At 69.5% G+C, this 22,197-nt stretch carries 33 protein-coding genes and 1 pseudogene; 5 read left to right on the top strand and 29 right to left on the bottom strand.

Annotation, left to right across the window (positions count from 1 at the left end):
* Positions 1-101: 101 nt before the first annotated feature.
* The 24 genes and pseudogenes from ACEXOX_RS44935 to ACEXOX_RS44820 form a co-directional block, all read right to left on the bottom strand.
* Complete coding sequence (locus tag ACEXOX_RS44935) at positions 102-440, bottom strand: hypothetical protein (RefSeq protein WP_406526904.1); 339 nt, start codon at positions 438-440, stop codon at positions 102-104.
* Positions 441-613: 173 nt separating this feature from the next.
* Complete coding sequence (locus tag ACEXOX_RS44930) at positions 614-859, bottom strand: hypothetical protein (protein WP_406526903.1); 246 nt, start codon at positions 857-859, stop codon at positions 614-616.
* A 143-nt stretch (positions 860-1,002) separates the two neighbouring features.
* On the bottom strand, positions 1,003-1,677 hold the full coding sequence (locus ACEXOX_RS44925; protein WP_406526902.1) for a hypothetical protein: 675 nt from the start codon (positions 1,675-1,677) through the stop codon (positions 1,003-1,005).
* A gap of 112 nt (positions 1,678-1,789) precedes the next feature.
* On the bottom strand, positions 1,790-2,059 hold the full coding sequence (locus ACEXOX_RS44920) for a hypothetical protein (RefSeq protein WP_406526901.1): 270 nt from the start codon (positions 2,057-2,059) through the stop codon (positions 1,790-1,792).
* A gap of 471 nt (positions 2,060-2,530) precedes the next feature.
* A complete protein-coding gene (locus ACEXOX_RS44915; protein ID WP_406526900.1) occupies positions 2,531-3,625 on the bottom strand; it encodes a ParB/RepB/Spo0J family partition protein in 1,095 nt (364 codons plus the stop codon).
* Positions 3,622-4,904, bottom strand: a pseudogene (locus tag ACEXOX_RS44910) (ParA family protein). Before ACEXOX_RS44910 ends, ACEXOX_RS44915 begins: the two are co-directional and overlap by 4 nt.
* A gap of 110 nt (positions 4,905-5,014) precedes the next feature.
* On the bottom strand, positions 5,015-5,443 hold the full coding sequence (locus ACEXOX_RS44905; RefSeq protein WP_406526899.1) for a DUF2493 domain-containing protein: 429 nt from the start codon (positions 5,441-5,443) through the stop codon (positions 5,015-5,017).
* A 7-nt stretch (positions 5,444-5,450) separates the two neighbouring features.
* Entirely contained in the window at positions 5,451-5,789 is a 339-nt protein-coding gene (locus tag ACEXOX_RS44900; RefSeq protein ID WP_406526898.1) for a hypothetical protein, read from the bottom strand.
* A 12-nt stretch (positions 5,790-5,801) separates the two neighbouring features.
* The gene (locus ACEXOX_RS44895) at positions 5,802-6,602 is read right to left on the bottom strand and encodes a DciA family protein (RefSeq protein ID WP_406526897.1); all 801 of its coding nucleotides are present in this window, start codon (positions 6,600-6,602) and stop codon (positions 5,802-5,804) included.
* Between the two features lie 21 nt (positions 6,603-6,623).
* Complete coding sequence (locus tag ACEXOX_RS44890) at positions 6,624-7,388, bottom strand: hypothetical protein (RefSeq protein ID WP_406526896.1); 765 nt, start codon at positions 7,386-7,388, stop codon at positions 6,624-6,626.
* Positions 7,389-7,474: 86 nt separating this feature from the next.
* Complete coding sequence (locus ACEXOX_RS44885; RefSeq protein ID WP_406526895.1) at positions 7,475-7,927, bottom strand: hypothetical protein; 453 nt, start codon at positions 7,925-7,927, stop codon at positions 7,475-7,477.
* 354 nt (positions 7,928-8,281) lie between these two features.
* Positions 8,282-8,740: a hypothetical protein gene (locus ACEXOX_RS44880; protein WP_406526894.1), complete on the bottom strand. Its 459-nt coding sequence runs from the start codon at positions 8,738-8,740 to the stop codon at positions 8,282-8,284.
* Positions 8,737-9,048: a hypothetical protein gene (locus ACEXOX_RS44875; RefSeq protein WP_406526893.1), complete on the bottom strand. Its 312-nt coding sequence runs from the start codon at positions 9,046-9,048 to the stop codon at positions 8,737-8,739. The genes ACEXOX_RS44880 and ACEXOX_RS44875 overlap by 4 nt, the downstream gene beginning before the upstream one ends.
* Before the next feature lie 26 nt (positions 9,049-9,074).
* Positions 9,075-9,590 carry a DUF6221 family protein gene (locus ACEXOX_RS44870; RefSeq protein ID WP_406526892.1) on the bottom strand — a complete coding sequence of 172 codons (516 nt, stop codon included), beginning with the start codon at positions 9,588-9,590 and terminating at the stop codon, positions 9,075-9,077.
* A gap of 16 nt (positions 9,591-9,606) precedes the next feature.
* The gene (locus ACEXOX_RS44865; RefSeq protein WP_406526891.1) at positions 9,607-10,296 is read right to left on the bottom strand and encodes a hypothetical protein; all 690 of its coding nucleotides are present in this window, start codon (positions 10,294-10,296) and stop codon (positions 9,607-9,609) included.
* Positions 10,297-10,771: 475 nt separating this feature from the next.
* Entirely contained in the window at positions 10,772-11,173 is a 402-nt protein-coding gene (locus ACEXOX_RS44860) for a hypothetical protein (RefSeq protein WP_406526890.1), read from the bottom strand.
* A complete protein-coding gene (locus ACEXOX_RS44855; protein ID WP_406526889.1) occupies positions 11,170-11,574 on the bottom strand; it encodes a hypothetical protein in 405 nt (134 codons plus the stop codon). The genes ACEXOX_RS44860 and ACEXOX_RS44855 overlap by 4 nt, the downstream gene beginning before the upstream one ends.
* Positions 11,571-12,467 (bottom strand): WhiB family transcriptional regulator, encoded by an 897-nt coding sequence (locus tag ACEXOX_RS44850; RefSeq protein ID WP_406526888.1) that lies wholly within the window; start codon positions 12,465-12,467, stop codon positions 11,571-11,573. Before ACEXOX_RS44850 ends, ACEXOX_RS44855 begins: the two co-directional genes overlap by 4 nt.
* Positions 12,460-12,741 carry a hypothetical protein gene (locus ACEXOX_RS44845; RefSeq protein ID WP_406526887.1) on the bottom strand — a complete coding sequence of 94 codons (282 nt, stop codon included), beginning with the start codon at positions 12,739-12,741 and terminating at the stop codon, positions 12,460-12,462. The genes ACEXOX_RS44850 and ACEXOX_RS44845 overlap by 8 nt, the downstream gene beginning before the upstream one ends.
* A 12-nt stretch (positions 12,742-12,753) precedes the next feature.
* The gene (locus tag ACEXOX_RS44840; protein WP_406526886.1) at positions 12,754-13,053 is read right to left on the bottom strand and encodes a hypothetical protein; all 300 of its coding nucleotides are present in this window, start codon (positions 13,051-13,053) and stop codon (positions 12,754-12,756) included.
* A 176-nt stretch (positions 13,054-13,229) separates the two neighbouring features.
* The gene (locus ACEXOX_RS44835; protein WP_406526885.1) at positions 13,230-14,114 is read right to left on the bottom strand and encodes a hypothetical protein; all 885 of its coding nucleotides are present in this window, start codon (positions 14,112-14,114) and stop codon (positions 13,230-13,232) included.
* Positions 14,111-14,317 (bottom strand): hypothetical protein, encoded by a 207-nt coding sequence (locus ACEXOX_RS44830; RefSeq protein WP_406526884.1) that lies wholly within the window; start codon positions 14,315-14,317, stop codon positions 14,111-14,113. Before ACEXOX_RS44830 ends, ACEXOX_RS44835 begins: the two co-directional genes overlap by 4 nt.
* Before the next feature lie 23 nt (positions 14,318-14,340).
* Positions 14,341-14,988 (bottom strand): Rad52/Rad22 family DNA repair protein, encoded by a 648-nt coding sequence (locus ACEXOX_RS44825; RefSeq protein ID WP_406526883.1) that lies wholly within the window; start codon positions 14,986-14,988, stop codon positions 14,341-14,343.
* Positions 14,989-15,074: 86 nt separating this feature from the next.
* Entirely contained in the window at positions 15,075-15,578 is a 504-nt protein-coding gene (locus ACEXOX_RS44820) for a hypothetical protein (RefSeq protein ID WP_406526882.1), read from the bottom strand.
* 221 nt (positions 15,579-15,799) lie between these two features.
* On the opposite strand from ACEXOX_RS44820, the gene ACEXOX_RS44815 reads away from it, so the two are divergent.
* From ACEXOX_RS44815 to ACEXOX_RS44805, 3 genes are all read left to right on the top strand, one after another.
* A complete protein-coding gene (locus tag ACEXOX_RS44815) occupies positions 15,800-16,198 on the top strand; it encodes a WYL domain-containing protein (protein WP_406526881.1) in 399 nt (132 codons plus the stop codon).
* A gap of 8 nt (positions 16,199-16,206) precedes the next feature.
* On the top strand, positions 16,207-16,482 hold the full coding sequence (locus ACEXOX_RS44810) for a hypothetical protein (protein ID WP_406526880.1): 276 nt from the start codon (positions 16,207-16,209) through the stop codon (positions 16,480-16,482).
* Between the two features lie 511 nt (positions 16,483-16,993).
* Complete coding sequence (locus ACEXOX_RS44805; protein WP_406526926.1) at positions 16,994-17,149, top strand: DUF6011 domain-containing protein; 156 nt, start codon at positions 16,994-16,996, stop codon at positions 17,147-17,149.
* 269 nt (positions 17,150-17,418) lie between these two features.
* On the opposite strand, the gene ACEXOX_RS44800 is transcribed toward ACEXOX_RS44805, so the two are convergent.
* The 4 genes from ACEXOX_RS44800 to ACEXOX_RS44785 are packed head-to-tail and all read right to left on the bottom strand — an operon-like array spanning position 17,419 to position 19,959.
* Positions 17,419-18,159 (bottom strand): hypothetical protein, encoded by a 741-nt coding sequence (locus ACEXOX_RS44800; protein WP_406526879.1) that lies wholly within the window; start codon positions 18,157-18,159, stop codon positions 17,419-17,421.
* A gap of 48 nt (positions 18,160-18,207) precedes the next feature.
* Complete coding sequence (locus tag ACEXOX_RS44795) at positions 18,208-19,278, bottom strand: tyrosine-type recombinase/integrase (RefSeq protein ID WP_406526878.1); 1,071 nt, start codon at positions 19,276-19,278, stop codon at positions 18,208-18,210.
* The gene (locus ACEXOX_RS44790; protein ID WP_406526877.1) at positions 19,271-19,609 is read right to left on the bottom strand and encodes a hypothetical protein; all 339 of its coding nucleotides are present in this window, start codon (positions 19,607-19,609) and stop codon (positions 19,271-19,273) included. The genes ACEXOX_RS44795 and ACEXOX_RS44790 overlap by 8 nt, the downstream gene beginning before the upstream one ends.
* A complete protein-coding gene (locus ACEXOX_RS44785) occupies positions 19,606-19,959 on the bottom strand; it encodes a DUF6221 family protein (RefSeq protein ID WP_406526876.1) in 354 nt (117 codons plus the stop codon). Before ACEXOX_RS44785 ends, ACEXOX_RS44790 begins: the two co-directional genes overlap by 4 nt.
* Before the next feature lie 411 nt (positions 19,960-20,370).
* Here ACEXOX_RS44785 and ACEXOX_RS44780 point away from each other — a divergent pair, with 411 nt between their 5' ends.
* Both ACEXOX_RS44780 and ACEXOX_RS44775 read left to right on the top strand, forming a co-directional pair.
* A complete protein-coding gene (locus ACEXOX_RS44780; protein WP_406526875.1) occupies positions 20,371-20,955 on the top strand; it encodes a hypothetical protein in 585 nt (194 codons plus the stop codon).
* 11 nt (positions 20,956-20,966) lie between these two features.
* On the top strand, positions 20,967-21,128 hold the full coding sequence (locus ACEXOX_RS44775; RefSeq protein ID WP_406526874.1) for a hypothetical protein: 162 nt from the start codon (positions 20,967-20,969) through the stop codon (positions 21,126-21,128).
* Positions 21,129-21,193: 65 nt separating this feature from the next.
* Here the strand turns inward: ACEXOX_RS44775 and ACEXOX_RS44770 are convergent, their stop codons facing one another.
* Positions 21,194-21,406 (bottom strand): hypothetical protein, encoded by a 213-nt coding sequence (locus ACEXOX_RS44770; protein WP_406526873.1) that lies wholly within the window; start codon positions 21,404-21,406, stop codon positions 21,194-21,196.
* Positions 21,407-22,197 lie beyond the last annotated feature (791 nt).

The following is a 22,197-nucleotide window of genomic DNA, read 5'->3' as shown; positions in this document are numbered from 1 at the left end:
GTGTCCGGCCCGGCCGGGGGAGCTACTGCCGCCAGGGTGGGGATTTGGGGGCCGTCGGGTGTTCGACCGGGGCCGGGCCGGAGTTTGAGGGCGACGGGGTGTCAGTCGTCGCTGTGGGGGTGTTCGTCGGTGCAGGTGGGGCACTGCGGGAGGCCGTTGGCGGTGCGGTAGGTCGCTTCGTCGCCGATGGCGTCGCAGTAGCAGGTGTCGCAGGAGCACTCCACGAGTTCTGTGCCGTGGGGGACGGAGAGTCCGAGGGCTACGGCGGTGAGTTCGTGGATGGTGCGGAAGGCGGTGATGTCGCGCTGCTGGATGGCGTCGTGGGCTTTTTCGAGGGCGAGGTGCCAGGTGGTGCGCTGGTGCTCGGTGAGGTCTCGGTAGGAGGCGCTGGCGCGGGTGCTGGTGGCCGGGGGCGCGGGCAGGTCCATGACTGCGGTCATTGGGGTGCTCCTCAAGAGCGGTACTCCGTGAAGCTGTGGGCTTCGCGTTGTCGGCTCTGCCAGCATGACATTTAACGAGTGCGTACGCAATAGTTAAATCGGGTTCCGGACACACGAAAGCCCCGACCCGGGGACTGGGGGTCGGGGCTGGACAAGGGGCTACGGCCGGGCGGTCACCAGCCGCCCTTGGGAGTACGGCCGGCGTTCTCGTCCCGATGGGCGACCAGCACATCCGAGTAGCTGACCTCGTGGTGCCGGCCGCGCGGGTAGGTCGCGATGCCGTACTTGGCGATCCACCTTCGCAGGGTGGTCAGCGACGTCGGGAACGGCGTGATCCGCAGAAGGGCGAGGGCTTCCTCGAGGGAGACGAGGTCGTCCGGGATGGAGCGGATCTCGGGGGTGAGGGTGGTCAGGGCCATGGGGCCACTCCCGCGTTTCGGTGGCCATCGTCGTTCGCAGCGCCGACGACCGGCCGAATCGGGTACATCCACTACAGGTGGTGCGGTGATGCTGTGGTGCGCTCGTACTGCTGGTGATGCTCGTTGGACCTGCGAGCGGTCCGTCAGGTTGCGCGGCGGCTGCGCCGGGCTTCTCGTGCGGCCAGGTGACGGTCGGCGAGGTGCGCCAGAGACCACGTGGAGGGCCGCCCGTGGCGGTCGGTGCAGTAACGGTTCACGCAGACGGCGCGGCGGGCGGCGGCGCGCCACAGCAGTGCTCCCCAGCAGCCGCAGCCGGGGCAGGGCTCACGGCTGAGGACCGACTCGTCTCCGGCCGCGAGGGCGTGCTCCATGGCCTGGCGCACCAGCAGAGCATCGTGGTCGCGGCGGCGTTCGGCGTCCAGGTGGGCGGTGTGCTCTTCGGCCCAGGCGTAGACGGCGTCGGCGTCGTGCGGTGCGGGGCCGGCGGTGGGCACGGCCGTGTATGTGTGTGCGATGACTTCGCGGGCGGCGTTCTCGATGTAGTCGAGGAGGCCGAGGTCGAGGAGGGCCGGTGAGTGGACGCGGGTGGCGCGCGGTCCGGGGTCGGCGGGCCGGCCGGGGGTGTTCGGGCTTGGTGCTGTACGGCGCGGAGCCTGCGTGCCGCAGTGCTGCCGTAGTTGCTGGTGTTGTCGTCGGTTGTTCTTCCGCCCATGGTGTCCCCGCTTCCCAGAGGCGGCCCGTGCTGCGCGGGTGGTGGGGGCACCGTGGCGTGCGGCAGGCCGGAGTTGGTGACTCCCGGTTGTTACCGGACACCACATGATGGCATGGGATGGTCGCGAGTTGAACAAGATGCGACTGTTGATCTACTGACTGTGCACGTCGTAGCGAAGTCGTCACATGCGCCCCGCCGTTACCACCCGCCGGGGGTTGCTAGGCGTGACGGGTCTCGAGGTAGTCCGGGACCATGCGGGCGGCGTCGACCATGGCGCGCAGCCGGTGGTGCTCGCTCTCACCGAGGGCACCGGTACGAAGCGAGCCGTCCAGGAGCAGCACCATCGCCTCGAGGGCGATGTCGTAGGCGTCGGCGACGTCCGGGTCGGTGAGCGTCAGGCCGCGGGCGGTGTACAGGCCCTGGACGATGGTGGCGAGCCGCAGGTCGGTGTCGCCTGCGGGTGGTGTGGGGGCGGCGGGCGGTGCCATGGGCGCCTCCCCGGTCCGGGCCGGCGGGTCCGGCCGCTGATGTCGATGATCTCAGCGGTGGTGGCGGGGCTTGCCGGGGCGGGTGTGGTGGGCGGCGGTGTGGTGCCTGCCGGTGAGTGTCCGGGCATGGGCGTCTCCGCTCGGTCCGGCAGTGGGAAGGGCGCTCCCGGCCGGGCTGCCGGTGATCCCGGCCGGATGGCCAGAGTGCCATCTGCACATGATGTGCGGTAAGGGCGGATCGGCCTTTTTGATGCTCGTGTGACCCGGGAGGCGTAGGGTTTCGGCCCGCTGCTGGCGGTGGCGGGCTACGCCGCGGGGTGGACATGAGGACGCCCCCGGCCGGGATCCGCAACGGTTGTTTTGCCGACAACGCTACGTCCGTACCGGGGGCGGGAGACCTCACGAGCACACGCCCGTCAGATGACGGCAGTCTAGCCCCGCTGCTGACCACAGGGGTAGATGCGGTGACTGCTACCCCTGTGGGGTGGTGAGCTGCTCCGCACCTTCCTTGATCAGTTGAGCGAAGGCGTCGGGTTCCATGCGGGTGCGCAGGATGCGCAGCACCATCGGCGGGTCGTCGAAGGGCATCGAGTTCACCAGTACGAGGTCGGGCAGGTCATCCGCCGGTTCGGGGGCGTGGTGGCGGGTGGACTCGTTGCTTGGCTGCTTTTCTCCGCCCGGGTTTCCAGCCGGTACAGAGTGGTCAGTTGCAGGCGCTGGCCCTTCGTTGGGTGCGGGGGCGGCCTCGGGATTATCACGGCGTGATACTTGGGCCGGCATGTCGACGACCGCGCCGCTCCCGGCCGGAGGCGAAGACGTCGGCGCCGGGGCGGCACCCTCGGCCGCCTTCCTCTTGCGATGCGCGGTTTCGGCCCGCTCGTCGGCCTTGGCCTTCTGCTCCTCCGGCGAGAGCTTGCCCAGGTTGCGGACGTGCTCGACCTGACGCTCGCCCGTGACCAGGTCCTTCTGCAGTTCAGGAGACAGCTTCAGCAGGGACAGCTTGCTGGAGATGGTGTTCTGAGGAATGCCCAGCCGCTTGGAGGCTTTGGTCTGGCTTCCGTAGTAGTCGACCAGTGACTTCAGCGCTTGGGCTTCTTCCAGGTCCGTCATGTCGTCGCGGTGGTAGTTGGCGACGAAGGCAGCTTCGAGGAGGGCTTCGTCGCTGCTGACCCGGGCGTTGTCGACGCGGACCGGAATGGTGGCGAGACCGACGCGACGGGCCGCTTCGAGGCGGCGGTGGCCGTCGACGACGATGTACTGCGCTCCGTCGTCCAGGTCGTCGGCGCGGTCGGGCCGTTCGTGGAGGTAGGCCTCTACGGTGGCGATGACGATGGGCAGGATGACGCCGACTTCGCGGACGGAGTCCACGGTCTCTTGGAGTGCACGCAGGTGGTTGCGGGGGTTGTCGGGGTTGTCACTGATGAGGGTGACGGGCAGGTCGGTGATGGCGGCTTCTGCCGCGCCGGGGCCGTTGATGGCGCGGTCGGTCTCGTTGCGGCGGGAACTGCGTGCGGTGGTGGCCCGTCCGAAGGCCTGACTGTTGCCGAGCTGGGCTGCTTTGCTCACCGGGACGCCCCCATGGCGATCATGCGCATGGTGTTGGCCTGCTTGCTGGTGGGCGCGTACGCGAGCAGCGGTTTCTTCAGGCGGACTGCTTCCCGCTGTTCCTTCAGGTCGTCCAGGACGGCGAGCACCCTCTGGTCGGGCAGGTTGTTCCACTGCGCGAGCGAGGACGTGGCCACGTAGCCGCGGCGCGAGTCGTACTGGTTGACGACCAGGCCCAGGTAGTCGATTTCCAAGCCGAGGTCTTTTCGGAGGTCTTCGATCTGGTCGACGAGCATGTTGTAAGCGGTCGCCGACGAGTCCTCGGCCTGAACCGGGATGATGACGCCCGAGTGGCCGGCCTTCTCGTTGCGCCGGCGGCGCGCGTAGTAAAGGGCGGCATCCATGGCCAGCCCCAGGCTGGGCGGGGAATCGAGGACGATGAGGTCGTAGTCGTCCTCGAGGGGGCGCAGAGCGCGTTCGAGGGCTGCTTCCTTCTGGAAGCCGCGGGACTGGGCAGCGGTCAGGGCGAGTTTGGAGTCGAGCAGGAACCCGTCGAAGGCCCCGGGCAGCACGTCCAGGCGGCCCCGGAACCGCGGGTCGTCGATTTTGACGATGAGGTCGCGGATGTTCCCCTCGGCTTCGCCGACCATGTGCGTGACGAGGCTTTCGTCGCCGGGCGGGATCTGCGGGATGCCGAGCTGGTCGCTGAGGTGGCTTTGCGGGTCGTAGTCGACGACCAGGACGCGCTTGCCGCCGAAAGTCTGTTCGGCGATCTGGTTGAGCAGTTTGGTGCTGGTCTTGCCGATGCGCTTGAGGTCGTTGTCGCCCAGGGACTCGATGTAGCGGCGGAGGCAGGCGGTGCCGTCTTCGATGTCCTCGGCCTGGGACTCGGCGACACCGAGCGCCACAGTGGTCTTGCCGACTCCGCCCTTCTGGTTGGCGGCGACCCAGCGCTGAGGTTCGGTGGGCTGGTCGGCTTCCTTCGGCGAGGGGTGGTCGTCGAGCCAGGTGCGGATGCTCTGTGCCAGGCCCTGGATGTAGGACAGGTCGCGGTCGGTGCACACGGCTTTGAAGTCGTCGTACAGGCCCGGGGAAGCCAGGTGGAGAACGACTTGGCGCCGGCCGTGTCGACGTCGGGGCCGGGGGCCGTGCTGGTGCGCCAGGCTGTGATGGCCGCGGTGGCGGCCTCCTGGATGTCCAGGCCGAGTTCGGCGCAGCGGATCTTGAGTTCTTGCTGGAGTGCCGAGGTGAGCTTGGACGCCACCTTTTCCCGGTCACCACTGGGGTATGGAGAGGCCATGGCGTCACCTTACTGACTCGATCGAGTTGTGAGGTAACCGGTACGCGGAAGTCGTCCCGCTTTCACTCCCCGGCTCCGGGATTATCACGGCGTGATAATCCGAGGCGGGTCTACTCGGTGATACGGCGTACGGGCAGCCCGGCGGCCTGGGCGCGGGTGATGCAGTCGGCGGTGCCGCGGGAGCTGTCACGGTGGAAGGCGACGACGAGGTGGGCGCCGGCGTCGATGAGCTGTTGGTTGCGTCGGGGGCCGGCGGTGGGGCAGTAGTCGCCGCCGCGGGACCGCGGCCGCCGGTGCCCGGGTGGGCAGTCGGGCCCGCAGTGGCCCCAGTCGGCTTCGTGGACTTCGACGTCCAGGCCTGCGCCGCGGGCCCAGAGGTCGGCGAGGGTGTCGGCTCCGTCGGCGCCGCCGTGGACGATGACGATGCTGCGGTGGCCGAGCTGGGTGGCGTCGTGCCAGGTGTCGAGGAGGACGTCGGCGAGGAGCTGGGCGTCACTCCACGAGCGGCTGCCGGTCACCAAGATGCGGGCGTCGGGCACGGAGTTCCTAGTGGGAGATGCGGATGGTGGCCTTGGGGTGGGCCATGCAGGCGTCGCGCAGCTTAGTCAGATACCCCAGAGCGCCTTCGTAGCTGCCCCATCCGTTGGCGGGGTTCATGGTCTTGTAGTGGCCGGCGCGGAAGGTCATGTCGTCGACGGCCATCTGGAGGTCGGTCTGGTGGTCGCCTGCGGTTTTGCCGTGAAGGTCGGCGAGGCGGTAGCCGAGGGCTTCGTCCCACATGCCGGAGACGTTGCCGGTGTAGTTGCCGATGTCCTCGGGGCAGATGCGGTAGGGCTCGGGGTTGCCGGTGTCGACGGTCATCTCGAGGCAGATGTCGTAGCTCATGGTCGTCTCCGTTCAGGCGGTGCGTTGGAAGGCAGTGGGGATGGCAGGGGCGCGTCCGGCTTTCTGGTCGCGGGCGCGGCGGATGGCGGCTTGCCGGGTCTGCTCCGGGTCGGCGGCCGCGGTCTCCTCGAGGTCGGCGGCGAACCAGAACGCCTCGCGGTTCTCGGACTCCGGTTCGCGGTGGGCGCGCATGGCGCGGACCTGTTCTTCGGCGACGGCGCGGGTGCGTTGCTGTATCTCGGTGTCGGTGCGGTGGTCGGCGGCGGCTTGGTGGGCGGCTATCGCTGCGTGGTAGCCGGCGCATCCGTCGGCGCGGGCCTTGACCGGGGCCTCCTCTCGAGGGGCCGGGCTCTCTGCGGCAGGCGAAGTGGACATCTCCGGGAGGGGGCCGGGGGCGAGAACGCGGATGGACCGTACGGGCATGTCCTTGGCCTGGAGGCGGGCGATGAGCTGCCGCCCGAGGAGCCGCAGGTGCTGCGCGTAGGTGGGTGAGGCGGGCCGCAGGTCGAGGCGCCCGGTGTCGGGGTCGAAGTGGGCGGGGGCGACCTTTCCGGCGAGTTCGGGGCAGAGGGCGGGCCACTGCTCGAGGAGGCTGCCGCCGGCCACTCCGGTCTTCCAGCCCTGCTCCTCCTCCATCCGGCCCAGGACGCTGCCGAGTCCGACTGGGTCGCGGCGGTCGCTGGCCCGCTTGCGGACGGGGCGCGGTTTCCGCTTGGCGGGGGCGTGGCCGGGGATGGCCCAGGTGGTTTTCTTGTAGTCGGCGAGGACTTGGCGGGCGAGGTCGGCGCCGGACAGTTCTGCGGGTTCGGTCACGTCCTGGCCTTCGGGGTGTGGTCACGCATGGGTGGTCTGCTGGTCGGCGAGGTAGCGGTTGACGGCGGTGTTCGTGTACAGGCGGCGGGCCTGGTCTTCGCCCATGAGGTCGATGGCGAGGCCGATGACGTCCGGGTCCTGGGCGGCAGCGGCCCGCATGTCGATGACCTCGGCGCGGGTCAGGGACTCCAGGTCGATGCCGGGCTTGTCGGTGGTGATGAGGTCGGTCTCGTCGACTGCGGGCAGCATGGCGGTGGTGCGCTGGCGGATGAGTGCCTGGGCGCGGTCCCACTCCCGGCGGGCGACAGCGGTGCGGGGGCCGTCGCCGCCGAAGTTCTCGTAGTGGGCGCGGTTGTGGCGCTGCTGCTCGGCGGCACGGGACGCCTGCATGGCCTCGACGCACCGGCGCCGGGCAGCAGGAGTCGCCAGCAGCCGGACGGCACCCTTCAGACGGCGGGCCAGGGCACCGGAGGGGCGGCGGATGGTGTCGTCGGATCCAAGGGGCATCTGCTGGAGGTAGGCGCATACCTCGGTGGCGCTCCAGCCGGCGTCGGCGACGTGGCGGGTGACCCAGGCAATGCGGTCCCGGCTGGCGCGGCCGAGCCACGGGAGGGCGGTGATGAGTTCGGCGGCGAGCTGGTAGCGGCGTCCGACGCGGTTGGGGGTACGGCGGGTGTTGCTGGGCTTCTTGGGGGTGGGGGATTCGGTGCTCCCGCTTGCGAGCTTGCTCTCAGAGGGAAACCCAGATGTACCCGCAGTAGAAGCCGCTGAGGTACCACCCTGCATTGGGGTGCAACGCGGTCCCCGCTGAGAGGGCTTGCGGGAACGGCGGCGGCGGACCTTGCGGGCGGCCTTCTTCGCCAGCTTCCCGATCAGCGAGCGGCCTTCCTCGGCGATGCCGACCGGACGGCGGGTGTAGGCGGCGGCACCGTCCTCGAGGCGGGTGCGGATGCCGAGGGCGGTGTCGAAGGCCGGGGGATGACGCGCTCGTACACGGACGCCTGGCGGATGGCGGAGGTGATGCGGGTGCCCTTGGAGCGGTAGGCGAGGAGTCCTGTCTCGCGCAGCATGCCGAGGTGGTACTTCACCGTGCGCTCGGAGACCTTGACCTTGCGGGCGAGGTAGGCGATGCCGGGCCGGCACTCGGCGAGCGCGGCGATCTCCTGCGCGATGGCGATGGTGGTGGGGCCCCACTTCGGGCCGTGGGTGCGGCTGGGGGTGTAGAGGCCGGAGCCTGCGACCCAGTGGACGGCCTGCATCCAGGAGTAGGGACAGGTGGCGATGCGTCCGGCGCTGGTGCTGATCCACTGGTCGGCGGGTGCCACGTGGAGGCGGTTTTCGGGGCACTGGGTGCCGCCAGTTTCGTGTGACATTCGGCGCGAATCGCCCATGGCGGCGCGCTCGGGCTGACAAAGGGTGCTGCGGTCGTGCAAGATAACTCCTGTCGTCGCGCAAGCGGGCATGAAAAAGCCCGGCTTCTGCGGTGGTGGTTCCGGAAGAACCTGAAACGCCCGACGGGGTGGCACCCGATGGGCCTTAGCTCGGTCCTGGCAGACCGGGCCGTGGAAAAGGGCCGCAAGGTCCGGACAGTGGGTGGCACCACTGAACGGCGGTAGCGGCCGGCGGTTGAGGAAGCGCTCCCTGGCAGGGGAGCAGCAGGACCTCCCGCCCGATATGGACTACGTCATCTGATCCCCCTCAGTGGGTGGAGTCTGTCCCTGCGCCTGCTCGGCGAGGAAGTCATTGCGGAAGCCGCCACGCTCGGCGACGCGCAGCATGTCGCGGGACCAACTGCTAGGCCCGCTGGGGCCGTCCAAGGTCTCGTTCCATCCGGGCCGGTAGTCCGCGTGGTCGCGCCACATACGGAGGATGAAACGCAGAGTGGAGCATGGGAAACCTTCGGCGCCGTGACAGGTAAAGCACCGGGCCCAGCTTCGGCCCTGAGCATCGACGTAGGTAGCGTGCATCGTGACCACCAACCGGAGCGAGACGACACGATCCACGGCGGCATCACGCTCCGGCCCGGCAGGCAGACGTTCTGCCTCGGCCAGTTCCTCGGCGAGTCGGGCGTACGCGAAGTCTTCGGCTCGGAACTCCCAGCCGAAGTCGGGGTCGCCGGAGTGCAGGTAGCCGCTCATCGCTCGCCCTCCGTCTCAGTGGGTGGGGTCTGTCCCGCACTGGTAATGCGCGGGGAGCTTGTGGTGAGACGGCGCAGATGCGCCTCGCTGACGGTCTCTAGCCGGCCGGCCTCTTCCCGGAGAAGCTCAGCGGCGTTATGGGTGCCGTCGTCCAGCTTGTCGGCCTGGTCCCGGAGCCGAAGCGCAACGTGTTTTTCGACGGCCGACATGACGAGGCCGACCTCCCACTTCAGCGTTGACACACTTGATCGGTGACTGTGGGAGGTGATGGCGGCGGCGATGGTGTCGCTGAGTTCTTCTGTGGTCATAGGGCCAACTGCACCGGGGAGAACGCTCATCGCTCGGCCTCCGTCCAGCCGTAGCCCTCAGCGACCGCAAGGAGCGTCGGGCAGGGCGCGTACACCAGGTACTGGTAGCCGTCGCCGCCGGACTCACTGCACGTCGGGCACTGAAGGCTGTCCGGGAATCCGCTGCCGTCCGGCCGGGGCTCGTGCAACTCCAGGAGCTTGCGGTCGGCAGTGCAGCGGCGCAGGACCGACGCGGGGTCGTGCAGCGCGATGTACTGGGCCAAGTCATATGCGGCTGGAGTCGGCTTCATCCGAGCGATGGCTACGACTTCCCAGTGGGAACGGGCGGTGTCGTTCTCAGTTCCAGCGCCTGCCGCGTCCCACTCGTCGTACGGCTGCCGCTCCGTAGCGGCGCGCGCGATCGATTCGATGCGGGAGATGGCGTTCTCCGTCCAGGCGAGGATGTCTGGGAGCTTCTGCTGACGCTGGAGCCGAGCTTGCTTGTCCGCCAGGCTTTCGGTGGGGCGCTCAGGGTTGAGCATCCGGTTCGTTTCCTCGTTCATTACGCCCCCTGTCCGATCAGCGTGGGTCCGGACTGTTTGACGATTTCGCCGTTGGACGCGATGAGCCGCAGCTTCGGGAACGCCTGGACGGGCTCGTTGCCCGGCACGGTCGGCCACTCGTCCGCTGACAGGCCGTACGAGGGGGCTCCCACGAGGACTGGTGCTTGATCAGCTCCATGGCCTTGCGGTACTTGGGCTCCCAGTCCCAGGTGAAGAACAGCGGCAGCAGCCCGCCGGCGTTCGGGATCGGCTCGGGACGCTGGGTGAAGCTGTGACGGGCCCGCTCTTCGATGGGGCGAGCGTACTGCTGGCATCGCGGCCGGGAGCAGAACCCCCACTGCCGGGACCAGCCGGTGAACGGGTCGCACTCGGAGAAGCCGATGATGGTGTTGCGGCCGCACAGCCGGTTCACGCGCACCATGGGAGCCTGGCAGCCCCAGGGTGAGTCGTCATGGAGCGCCGGGTCGTAGCGGGGCGCGTCCTCGGCGACGAGCGTCCACATGGTCTTGTTGTCGGTGTTCAGCACCTCGCGGGCGCGTGTCCACTGGCCTTCGGCGGCTGGGTCGTGGCGTCGCGGGTCGCGCAGCGCTACCCAGCCGAGGGCCAGGATGAGGTCGCGGGTGCCCTGGGGCATGCGGCGTTCGCTGTAGACGCGGGAGGCGAGCTGGTCGTAGCGGAGCATTCCGTCGCGGTCGTCGGGGCTCATGCCGGCCCCTCCGCCGGTCACCGGAGGCCGTTGGTTGTGGGGACAGGGGCTCCGCTCAGCGACGCCGGTGTGATCTTCACGGCGGTGGCTTGAGTCCCACTGTCTGATAGCCCGGTGGTCCGGGTACTCTCGTGCATGTCGTCGACCTCTTTGCTGATCTCGGGGTTGGCGGCGGCCGGGGTGTCTCCCGGCAACGGCCCCGCCACGATCCCGGTTACCAGCCGGGGGAGCGGGGCCGCTCCATTTGCTCTGCAGTTTGAGTGGCCGTCGGGACCTGAGTGGTCGTCTGGCGCAAGGCTGAGCCTATCGCTTGACCTCGCCACTCCTCCACCCCCTTGCGTCACGTGTCGGAAACTGGTCGCACTTTCGTATCGGCTGGTCATGTCCGCCTCGTCTTTCCCGTGCCGGGGTGTCGTATAGAAATGTGGAATAAATAACCTGATCTTGCGTGGGGGCTGTGGCCTGCGGCCGGGCACTACGAGACATCGGCCAGCATGAGCAACTTGGTTTCTGCGGGTGGGTTCTGGGGTGCGGGGAGCCGGTGGACGGGGGTCGGTTTTCGGTCAGGTGCGTTGGCTCGTGCGCGGGTGGCGGCGGTGGTGCAGGGCGGGCAGCGGCAGGCGTGGTTGGTGTAGGTGCTGGGGTCGCCGTGCCGGAGGTTTTCCGGGGCGGTGCGTACGGCGCGTCCGGCGGTCTTGGCGTCGCGGAGCCGGTCGGCGAATGCGGTGTCGCGGCGGGCGAGGTGGTGGGGTGTGGTGCGGTCGATGCCGCACCGCGCGGCGGCGTCACCGAGACGGATGCCGGAGGTGATGAGGTTGAGGTAGGTGTCCTGTGCGGCCTGGTCGAAGGTGGCCGGTCGGCCGCGGCCGTGGGTCACCAGTGCTCTCCGCGCACCGTGGCGTCGTTCGTGTCGGTGTCGGCGGGGTGGGGGTGGGTGCGTCCGCAGGAGGCTGCCGTACGCACGCCGCGGGCCATGGCCGTGAACCCGGCGTCGGCGAGGGCGTGCTGGTGCTGGTCGAGTTCCTCCGGGCGCCACCGCGGCCCGAGCAGGGCCTTGCCCGCCCATATGCCGACGGTCAGGGCCTGGTTCCAGATGGCCTGGACGAGGTCGGGGTCGGCGTCGGGCCACAGGGCGTGCGGGAGCCGGTCGGGGTGTCCGGCGTGGGCGAGGAGTCCGGCGTCGAGGACGCCGGCGATGACGTGCGCCGAGTAGAGGTTGCGGGCGTGCAGGGTGTGGTCGGCCGCCGCGGTGTCCGGGGCTTGGGGGGTGGTGGTCATGCGGCGGTCTCCAGGGCGGGTGCGGGGTCGGGCAGGGGGAGGGTGAGGTGTTCGGCGGGTGCGGGCACGAGCCGCAGCCGCGGCCCGGTGGGTGCCGGCGGCGCGGTGCGGGCGGGTGTGGGGGTGGGCCAGGTGCGGGGCAGGTACTCGTAGCCCGGCAGCGGCAGCTGCACCGGCAGCTCCGGCCGCTTCGGGACCGGCATGCCGGGCGCGAGCCGGCGCTGCCTGGTGCCTTCGGTGTTGGGGGCGGCGGCGATCGGCCAGCGTCCGTCCCGCCGTACGCGGATGGGGCCGAGGACGCCGAGGCGGCGTGCCGCGGTGAGGAGCTGCTGGCGGGTGGCGGTCTCCCGGTCCAGGCCCAGCAGACCGGCGAGGATCGCCCGGTGCCAGTTGGCGGTGCGGACGTCCATGTCCGCCCGGTACGCCACGAGCCGCTCGTCGGTCTCGCGTGCGAGCGCGACCAGGACGGCCTGCTTCTGCGGCGTCGAGGCCTCGCGCAGGGCCCGTTCGCGCTGCTCGGCGGCCAGCTGCTCCTGGTACGCCACGTCCCGCGTACGGCGGGCCACGAGGTCGCGGTGACGCTCCAGGGACGTCATGGCGCCCCACACGCCCTCCGGCTCCGCCAGGCGCCCGTCGGCGGTGACGGACAGGGCGTACGTACGGCACGCGGCGAGGATCGGGCAGGCCCGGCATACCGCGACCGCGGCCTGCTCGCGCTCGCGGCGGTCGGCCGGTTCCTCCCCGCCGTCCTCCGAATGCGAAAGCCAGACGTTGACCGACACCGCGGTGTCGCCCTGGGCGCGGGACGGCTGGTCGGGGTCGGGGGCGCAGCCGCGGTAGCGGTAGTGGCGGTGCTCGGACAGGGTGAACCAGGCGCGGCGCGAGTCAGTCATGGCCGTCCCCCTCTCTGCGGCGGGTGTGCGGGTGGTGTGCGGCCAGGGCACGGTCGAGGACCGCGTCGGCGTCGGCGAGGACGGCGTGCGTGCGGTGGTGGTGGCGCTGCCCGTTACGGACGGCGGCGACGAAGGCGGCGGTGTCGCGGACGTGCGCGGCATCCGCCAGGCGGCGGGCGGCGCGTTCGGCGGTCAGGGCGCGGCGCAGCCGCCATCCGGCCACGAGGCCGGTGGTGAGGGTGAGCGCCAGCGCCACGAACAGGGCTGTGAGCATGGCGCTCACCTCCTATGCGGTGACGGAACGGCCCCCGCGGTGGCGGGGTTCGATGTGCGGGGTGTCGTAGAGGCCGGCCCACAGCGCGGCATGGTCGGCGACGATCGCTTCGGCGGTGCGCTGGACGTGCACCGCGGCCATGAAGCGCCGGTCGCGCTCCCGGCGCCGGCGCCGCCGGTCGAGGCGGCGCAGCAGCCGGCAGTACGCGGCCTGCGCACTGACCGCGGCGAGCAGGGGCAGCGCGGCCACCGCCAGACCTGCGGCCGCCAGGTCAGAACAGAGTTGGGTGGGCAGTCGCTTGAGTCGCTTCACGGGAGGACTCCTCCAGGGGCAGAGGGATATCGAGCTGCCCGTGACACGGGCCGGACAGCAGCAGATCGACCGGGACCGGCACGGGGCGGCGGGAAGACGGCGAAGGGGCGGGCGGTCCGACCGTCTCGGCCGCCACCTCCCGCCCCTCCACGTCCAGTTGACGGGCCAGGGCCACGTCAGGCTGCGGCTGCTTCAGTACGCCGGATCCGGCACTGTCCGGTGCCAAGTTCTTCCACGATGGCTCGCACGGTGGAGTAGCCCATGCCGAGCCGCTTGGCCATCTCGTAGTCGGAGACGCCGAGAGCGTGGAGGTGCCGGATCTCTTCCCTGCGGACCGCCGCACGCTCGTCGCGGTTGAGGCGCTGCGCCGCGCCCGTTTCGGGCACGGCATTGGGGTCATCGATGGTGTCGTCGTCCCATGCGCCGACCGGGGCCCAGCCCTGCCGCATGGCGTGGTTGCGGGCCCGGCTGTATGCCTGGGCGTCGACGCCGTGCTCGCGCGGGTCGGTGCGCCACAGCTGGTCGTACAGCGCGCGCACGGCGCGGGCGGTGCGGAGCACGACGCGGGCCCGGCGCAACGTGGAACCGAAGTTCGTGTCCGTCATGCCGAGCCGGACGGCCAGGTGGTGCTGCGGCCAGCCCGCGGCGACCAGCGCCTGCAGACGACGCCGGGTACCCGTCGCGTCGGCTGCGACAGCGGCGCCGAGGTTGTCCAGGGTCGGTTGGACGGCCAGCAGCGCTTGCGCGTTCTTGGGGCGCAGCCCCTTCGAGGGCGCCAGGTTCCGCTGCGGATGCCCGTACAGCAGCTTGGTCAGTACGCCGGTGGGCACATGTGCCAACGCGGCGATCCGCTTCCAGCCGATCCCGAACTCCATCAGCGCCCGGACGTGCCGGCGGACGGGTTCTGCGTCGACGTAGGGCTGCCAGGTGCCGTAAGCGATGGCGCGTTCGCGGTTGACGCGGTACTCGCTTTCGGCGAAGCAGCACGGATAGCAGCGGCAGTTGTCCAGCTTGTACTTCACGTACGTGCCGTGCTGGCGGTGAGTGTCTTCGGCGCTCACGCGGCGTTCCTCTCGCGACGGGCGGCTTCCAACTCGGCAATGCGGTTCTTCAGCAAGTCCTCGATGCGTGTCGGCGCCTGGTCGGGCCCAGCGGGTACCACCTCGTTGAGCAGGGCGGTCGCCTTGGCTTCCAGGAGGTTCTTGCGGGTGTCGTCGAGGTTGTTCCAGCCGTTGGCCACCTTGGGCTTGAACTTCTCCAGCACCAGGTTCTGCGTCTCCTGGGGCGTCAGCGCACGCTGGCTGGAGGGCTCAGGCTCGGCCGGAGGAGCTTGCGGCTCGGGCTGCACTGGCGGATCTTCCGGCTCAGGCTGCGGGGGTCGGCCTGCTTCTGCCATTCCTGCGGCGGATGCGCGGCGGAGAAGTTCACTACCGGGTCTTTCGATCCGTTGTTGTACAGGGACAGGCCGAACTGGTCGCCGAGGTTGGTGGCGCACCGCTTCAACGCCTGGGACAGGGCCGTCTTCATCGCCATGTCGTGGGCGTCGCCCAGCTTGGGCTGATTGATCGCGTCCCCAGCCGCGCCGTCCTCGAAGTGCGTGAGTTCGCTGCCGTCCGTGCTGTACAGGGTCAGGCGCACCTGGGCGCGGTAGACCACGGTCCACCGGGAGCGGTCCCCGTCCTTCTTCTCACGTTCGGCCACCAGGTCGAGCGAGACCGTTTCGATGGAGTAGCCGCCGAAACCGAAGATGCGGATCAGGTGGCGGCGGACGTCCCAGGCTTCGACGTGGGCCAGGCCCTGCTTGAGCTGTACGCGGCCGGGGGCGATGGCCTTGTGCAGCATCCGCAGCTGGTACGGGTTGAGGCGGGCGGCCTGGTTTTGGGTGTGCTGAGTGGGGCCCTCCGCGGTGGCGGGGGCCTGCACGGCGTCAGCCATGAGGTCTCTCCAGATATCAGGTTGTGTGTGGTGCAGCGGGGCGCGGGCACGGTGTCGGCGTCCGCACGGCGCACCCCGCCGGGCGGCTACCGGCGGGCCGGCGTCTTCGGCATCGGCATCCGCTGCAGCAGGTACTGCCGTACGACGTGCACCGCCTTCGGCGTCCAGTCCAGTTCGCCGGTCTCCTTGAGCTGTTTGCCGTGGGCATCGGCGCGGGAGCGCAGGTCGGGGTCGAGACGCAGGTTCAGGTTGCTCAAGACGGTGTCGCCGGTGTACGGGCCGCGTCCCAGGTTGACCGGCGTGAACTCGCCGGCCAGGAACCGGCGGAGGCCCTCGTGTGCTTCTTCCGTCAGGACCAGGTTCCGGTCGGCGGCGGCCTGGCGCAGGTGGTCGCGCTCCTCGCGGGGCATGTAGACCGCGACGTTGCGGGGCAGGGGGCTGGCGGCTTCGATGGCGCGGCGCAGCTTGCCCCAGCCGGTGGGAGCACACATCTCGTCCACGGCGTCCGCCAGGTCGGGGGCTCCGGTGTCGCGCAGATGGGCGGAGGCTCGGGACAGGCGGCGGAGCAGGTCGTCGTCCTTCTTGGGCACGGGGCGGGGTCCTCTCGGCGGTGCGCGCCGCTCGGACCGGGGGCGGCCGGGCGGGCGTGGGCGGGTGTTTCCCACAGTGTCCTCCATTTGGCTAGTGCGTACGCAACAGGCAAACCCGTACGGCTGGGCGGGTCCCGGTGGCTTCACCGTACCATTTAACTATTGCGTACGCACTCGTTAAATGGGAGAGTGGACCCACACCACCACCCAGGGGGACCCCGATGCGGCACACCAACCGGCAGACCACCCACCGCACCCTCACTGACCTCTACCGCGCCCTCGACCGCCGCACCGCCGTCACCCTCACCTACCGCGACACCGACGGTGAGATCACGGTGAGGACCGTGGAGCCCTACGACATCCGCACCACCAAGTCCGGCCGCATCGAGATCCGCGCCATGTGCCGACTCCGGGGCGACGCCCGCCGCTTCTACCTGCACCGGATCATCAGCTACACCTGCCACAGGATCGCCTTCGCCCTGGAACCCGCCGAGGCAACGACTCCCGCCGGACGCGTCATCATCGTCCGTACGCCCGCACAGCTCATCGCCCGCGAACTCGGCCGCGACTACCTGCCCGCCCACTGCATCAACCAGACTCAGGCCAGCCTCGCGGCTTAAGGAGCACCATGCCGAATCTGCACCTTGTCATCGACGTACCTGAACCGGGCGACTGGCACGGACGACTCGACGTGCTCGAAGCTCTGCAAGCCGCAGGGTGGATCCCCGACGAGGAGATGCCTCTCAGCATCCTCCGCCACCCGTCCGGCGCCGTCTGGTCAGTGACCAACGAGTCCGGCGACTCAGGACTAACGTGCACCAACGGGGCGAATCCCGACTTCCCCTGCGACACTCCGTCTGTCGTAGTTATTGCCGCCTGCCTGGCCGCCGCCGCGCAGAACTGACTCCGAACATGACGAAGGCCACCGCCCGAATTGGATGGTGGCCTGGACAGATGATGCGCGTACGCACAGCGTACCTTCCGAACTCGCCACAGCGCCACCACCAACCTAAGGAGCACGGGATGAAGGCCAGCGATGAAGCCATCCCGGCCCCAGGGATCAATCGAACCGTGGTTGGCGCTGAGATGGATCATGGTCTGGCTGTTGCAGCCTGAAGGGCGTTGACGCGGTTCTCGTACTCACGGCGGGCCTTGCGCTGGGCCGGGACCGCCGGAGCGCCCGGGCCTCCGTCGAGCGGCTGCGCACGGGCCGAGCTGGAAGGCAGCAGCAACAGGGAGGCCCGTGGGCCGTACCGCCGATCTGCTGTCTGCGGCCGCTGGGGCGCCCGATTTGTGACCTCGGTTCGGTCGAACCGAGGTCCCCAACTTCGTTTCGACCGAAATGAAGTTGGGGGAGGCCGTAGGGCATACATGCCTTACGAAAACGACCCCATGACCTACATGCCTGACTACGAATCTGCACCCGAGATAACTACTGCCGCCGCTGCCGACGCGAACTCCACGACGCAACCAGCAGAACACGCGGCATGGGCCCGGAATGCGATCCGCTCACCCGCGTCCAACACCACCCCACTACTGACGTCGTCCAGGACCCCATACCCGGTCTCTGATCAGCCAGCAGACTCCCGCTCCTGCGCCCACTCCGCGCCCCGCCGCCACTGCTCTATCCGCGACGGCAATGGCACCCACGGGCCCGGCCCTCGCCACTGCTCCGCCAACATCATGTTCAGCCGCTGCATCCCCGACGCAAAACTCATCGAGATGCCCTGCGCCCGCAACGGCAGGCCCGCCTCGTACGTCTGAAACTCTCCGCGAACCGGCCGTCCCCGCGCCTTCACCGTCACCCACAGCATCCCGTGATCTGCCCCCGTCAACCCGCCTACCAACCGGTCCCGGAAGCGCAGCCACCGACGCAGCGCCGCCGCCGTACCGGCCGACAGCACCGCCTCCCCCGACTGCGCCCGATCCCGCGCCGGCCCCTGCGGCGTCCACGCCGCCTCCACCCACGCACCCCCTCATCATCCAGATGCAGATGCTCCACCCGCCGCGACGCCAGATCCCCCGACCGCATCCGCGCATCCAACACCAGCCCCGCACACGCCAGCGACCTCGCCATCAGCGCATCCACCGGCTCATCCCTCATCGACAGGAGCAGCCGCCCGTAGACCGCTGCCAACTGCTCCTGGCCGGCCACCGGTGCCAGGTCCAGGCGCTGCCGGTACACCCGCGGCACCACCACCGCCACCCCGGCCTCCTCGCCCAGGATCACCAGGCAGTCCCGCAGCGTCGCGATCGTCGACCACGGCAGCGCACGGCCCGCCGCTGCCTTCAGGTCCGGGCTGCGGAAAACCCCCTCCGCCGCCAGCTCCAGGAACGCGTCCACCGCCTCCGGCGCGAGCAGTGCCTTCACCGACCGGCCACACCGGTCCGGCATGCCCTCATGCCCGACCGCACGGTCCAACTGCGCCAGCGTGGCCCGCAGCTGCTTCGCCCGCGAGCCGGACACCAGCCGGCCCCGCCTGAGCGGCGGCCGCCGCTCCCACGCCGCCTCATCCCGCGGCGCGACCCGCTCGACCAACGCCTCCAGACGCCGAATAGCCGCCGACTGCCTTTCGCTCACTCGTCCACTCCTTCCGCACCCGTGCAATCCCCGCCGCACGATGTCTGCTCAGTCGTCTGAGGGCAAGCGCTCCGCGATGCGCGCGGCGATGCGGTAGCCGGGGCTGTTGTCGAGCCGGCCGCGGCGCCGGTCGTAACGGCGCGTGGTACGGGGGTCCTTGTGGTCGGCAAAATCCTGAACGTGGTGGAGCTTGGCATCCGGGGCGTCCAGAGCATGCGTGACCGCATCGTGCTTGAGGACATGCGGATGGAACGTGGCCGCGTTGGCGATGCCCGCCCGGGCCGCGAGACGCCGGACCAGCCGCCACACGTACGTAGAGTCCAGCGGGTTGCCGGTGCGGGTCTGGAACAGCGGGCCACTGGTGCGGCCGCTGAGGTAGACGTCGATGGCGTGCCCGGTGGCTGGCGGTACCACCTTCGGTTTGCGCCGGCCGCCCTTGAGCCGGACGGTGAGGATGCGGTGGCCCTTGTCGTAGCCGAGGTCTTCCACGCGGGCGCTGAGCGCGGAGTCGAGCCGCAGCGCCACGGTATAGATGGCGAGCAGGAGGGCGTAGGAGCGGGGCCCGTCTTCGTACGCGGCGGTGAGCAGGAGCGCGGTCTCGTCTTCGGTGCTGCCCTGGGTGTCGGAGCCGTCCTGGTCGAGTTCGGGGCGGGCGACGAGGTCGAAGGGGTCGATGCCGTCGCCGAGGGCGCGGACGGCGTATTTGTGGAAGGAGGAGCAGGCGGAGAGCAGGTTGGCGCGGGCGGCGTCGGAGCGCGGCGGGCCGGTGGGGGCTTTCTGCCCGCGGAAGCCGCCTTTGACCGGTTGCAGGGTGGGCGCGGTCTCCAGGTGCCGGGAGAACGCTTCGGCGAGCGGGAAGCGGGCCTGAAGCGGGTGGGTGCCGGTTTCGCGGGCGTAGGTGTCCCACACGCGGTACTGGCGGACGTAGGTCTGGCGGGTGTTGCGGGTCTTCTGGCGGGCGATCCAGGCCCCGACGAGTGTGGGGTAGGGGTCGCCTGCGGGGTAGTGGTCGGCGAGTTCGGTGGCGAAGTCGAGGGCTTCGGGGGGCCAGTCGTCGGCGGCACTGCGGGTGCGCGCGGCGAGCTGGCCCCCGTTCTCTCTGGGAACGAGATCAGTCACGGTCGTGCTCCGCATGGATCGTCATCAGGTCGTCTTCGTCCCAGGTGCCCAGGATCTCGTCTTCGTGGATCGTGCCCCTGTGCCCCCGGTGGCGGATGCACTCGGCGTCGCACGCTTCCATCTCAGGCCAGAACACGGCGCGGGCGCCGCAGAGTTCGGCGGGCACGTCATAGGGCATCTCGGTGTCCCAGACGTGGCGGCACTGCTGGCATTCGATGATGGCGGTGTCACAGCCGCCGGAGGCCCCGAAGCCGCCCTCCATGCGCCCGCGCTCTTCAAGCTCGTCGCTGCCGCACTCGGGGCACCGCTTGTCGTGCCGGTTCAAGCTCACGGCCGCCACGCCTCGTTGTAGTCCGGGTGGTCGGCGTACACGGTGGCGAGGCACCGCACCGCCGCCGTTGCGGCGCTGATGGTGCCATCCTGGGAGTCAATACCTACGGCGTTCCGGACCGCGTCGGAGTGTGCTGCGTCGTAGAAGTCCAGGATCCTCTTCTTGGCGGCCACCTCTGCCAGGGCGCGCGCCGGGTCGTGGGTCGCCATGTGGGCGCGCACCTCGGGGGCGAGTTCCTTCCCGTAGATCTCGATGTCGTCGGCGTTCCACTGGCCGTTGCCCGCACATGCTTTGGCGATTCGCTCGTCTTCATCGAGGCGGTCGCGTAGGAACTGAACAAGGTCGTCCATCGGTCCTCCGTAGCCCGGCCGGTCTCTCGCCTGTGCGCGAGATCCACATAACAGTAATTATGTAGTAGGCAGCCTGCCGACGCTGCCTCAACGCCACGTCATGTCGGGTACAGGGGCGGGAGCAGAACCTCAAACCACCCTGGCAGGGAACACTCACCCGCCGTATGTGAGCTTATCGCGGACCAGGCACGAGATCAGGAAGGCATTACGCCGGACGGAGGCGATGAGGATCAGCTCAGCAGCCTGCACGGAGTCCATGTCGTCAGCGCGCCCTATGACGGTTCACCAGAAAACGGAGGCATGCCACCGTTTCTTCGCTGAGAGCCATCGTGCGCGGGAGGGGTGCAGGCAGCGGAATCACCCTCACGGAACCAGTTGTGTAGCGTTCGCAATACGTGTAGCGTATGCGTCATGAAGAAGACACCCGTCACCTACACCGACTTCAACGGCAACCCGAAAGCAACGCCCGGCCTCGCCCCCGACTTCACCAACGCGCTCATCCACGCCCTCAACAACCAGGTCAAGGTCGAACCACCGCAGCACGCGCAGAACTTCGACGACCTGATCGACACCCTCGCCCAGACCTCCCGCGTCATCCAGCACCTGGAAGCCTTCCGCGAACTCGTCATGGTCGCCGCCGACAAGACCAGCCCCCACGCCGACCGCAAGGCCATCGCCATCGCCGCCGCAATGCCCCCTCCCGCCTGTACCGCGTCCTGGACAAGCACGGGCAGCCCACCAACCGCAAGACCCTTGGGCAGGCAGCGGCCGGAGCATCTCGGGCAATCCGGGACTTCACTGGCACAGTCAACAAGGCCGTTCCGGCAGACCCACCCACCGAGAAGTGAGCCACCGAGCATGACCGAGACCATGGGTATTTACGACGATGGCGCGACCTACGGCCCATCCGAGACTGCGCACAACGACACGGTTATCAGCGACGGGATCTACGACGACGGCGCCGTGTACGGCCCGGATCCCACCACCGAGAAGTAAGGAAACCGGCCATGACTGAGGAAGAGTACGAGGAGAAGCGACAGCGACTGGAGGCGGACGCCGAGGACGCGCGCAAGGACCTCAACCGTGCTCGTGCCCGGTATGACGAGATCGCCAGCGCTCTTCGCGACCTGCGCCTGGAGTGGCGGGATCAGCAGACCGCCAAGCAGTAGCGGAGACGCAGAACGGTGCCCGGCCTGAGACAAGCAGGCCGGGCACCGCCACGTTCCACCCTAAGTCAGGCGTCAGGAGCGTCCGGCACCCGCAGCTCCGGCGGGTCTCGGAACTCCACATCGCCCACCGGCACACCGAACCGCTCCGCATACCGCAGCTGCTGCCACGCCAACGGCAACGGATAGTCCTCGTACGCGAACCCCACCACACCCTCCCGGCCCTTCACGTACACATGCTTCCGCGTGGCAGCGCCACCGCCGCCCAGCACGCCCGTCATCTCCACCGAGAACCCAGTGCCCTCGCACGCCCCCGGGCCCGCTCCGCACACGCCTCCATGAACGCCGACGACCCACACCCCGAACCGTCGTAGAAAAACGCCTCCACCGCCCGGCCCTCATCCCGCACCGACCGCTCGGCATAGATGCCAGCAGCCTGTACCGCAGCCAGAGCCTCCTCCCGACGCTCCACCGGACCCGTCAGCACTACGAACACCGCACCAGGAACATCCATTTGGGCAGCATGCCGGATCACCAGCCAAAGAGCCAGGGAAAAAGGAAACGACCAGGTCAAGGGCGGGCAGGGCTGGATAAGCGGAGCCTAAGCAAGATCAGGTTATTTATTCCACATTTCTATACGACACCGGATCAGGGTCGCCTCCGCTCCGGCGTCAGCCCCGCTACCTGTCCCGGAGTTGGTGACGGGTCCGGACTGGGCGCCCCGTCACGTCGGCATACCAACGCATCCGGATCATCCCGAGCGGGCTGCAGCGAATAACCGTCCGGGCACGCGGGCCCCGCCGGGCCTCGCTCTCCGGCGTCCCCCTTCTCGCCCGCAGGCCCCTGCGGGCCTTCTGCTCCGGCCGGCCCCGCTGGACCAGCCGGTCCGGGCTGGCCGTCGGCACCGTTACTGCCGTCCGCCCCATCCCCTCCCGCCGGACCCGGAGATCCCGCAGGACCTGAAGCCCCGTCCTGGCCGGACTTCCCGCTCGGCCCGTCCACGCCGTCATCCCCCGGCGGCCCCGCATCCCCGTCAGCTCCATCGGCTCCGTTCTTACCCGGCCGCCCCGAC

Origin of the sequence: Streptomyces sp. Ac-502, assembly GCF_045222935.1 — a bacterium.
Classification (GTDB): domain Bacteria; phylum Actinomycetota; class Actinomycetes; order Streptomycetales; family Streptomycetaceae; genus Streptomyces; species Streptomyces monomycini.
The sequence above is the reverse complement of the archived record's forward strand: the minus strand, read 5'-3'. Positions and strand labels throughout refer to the sequence as shown.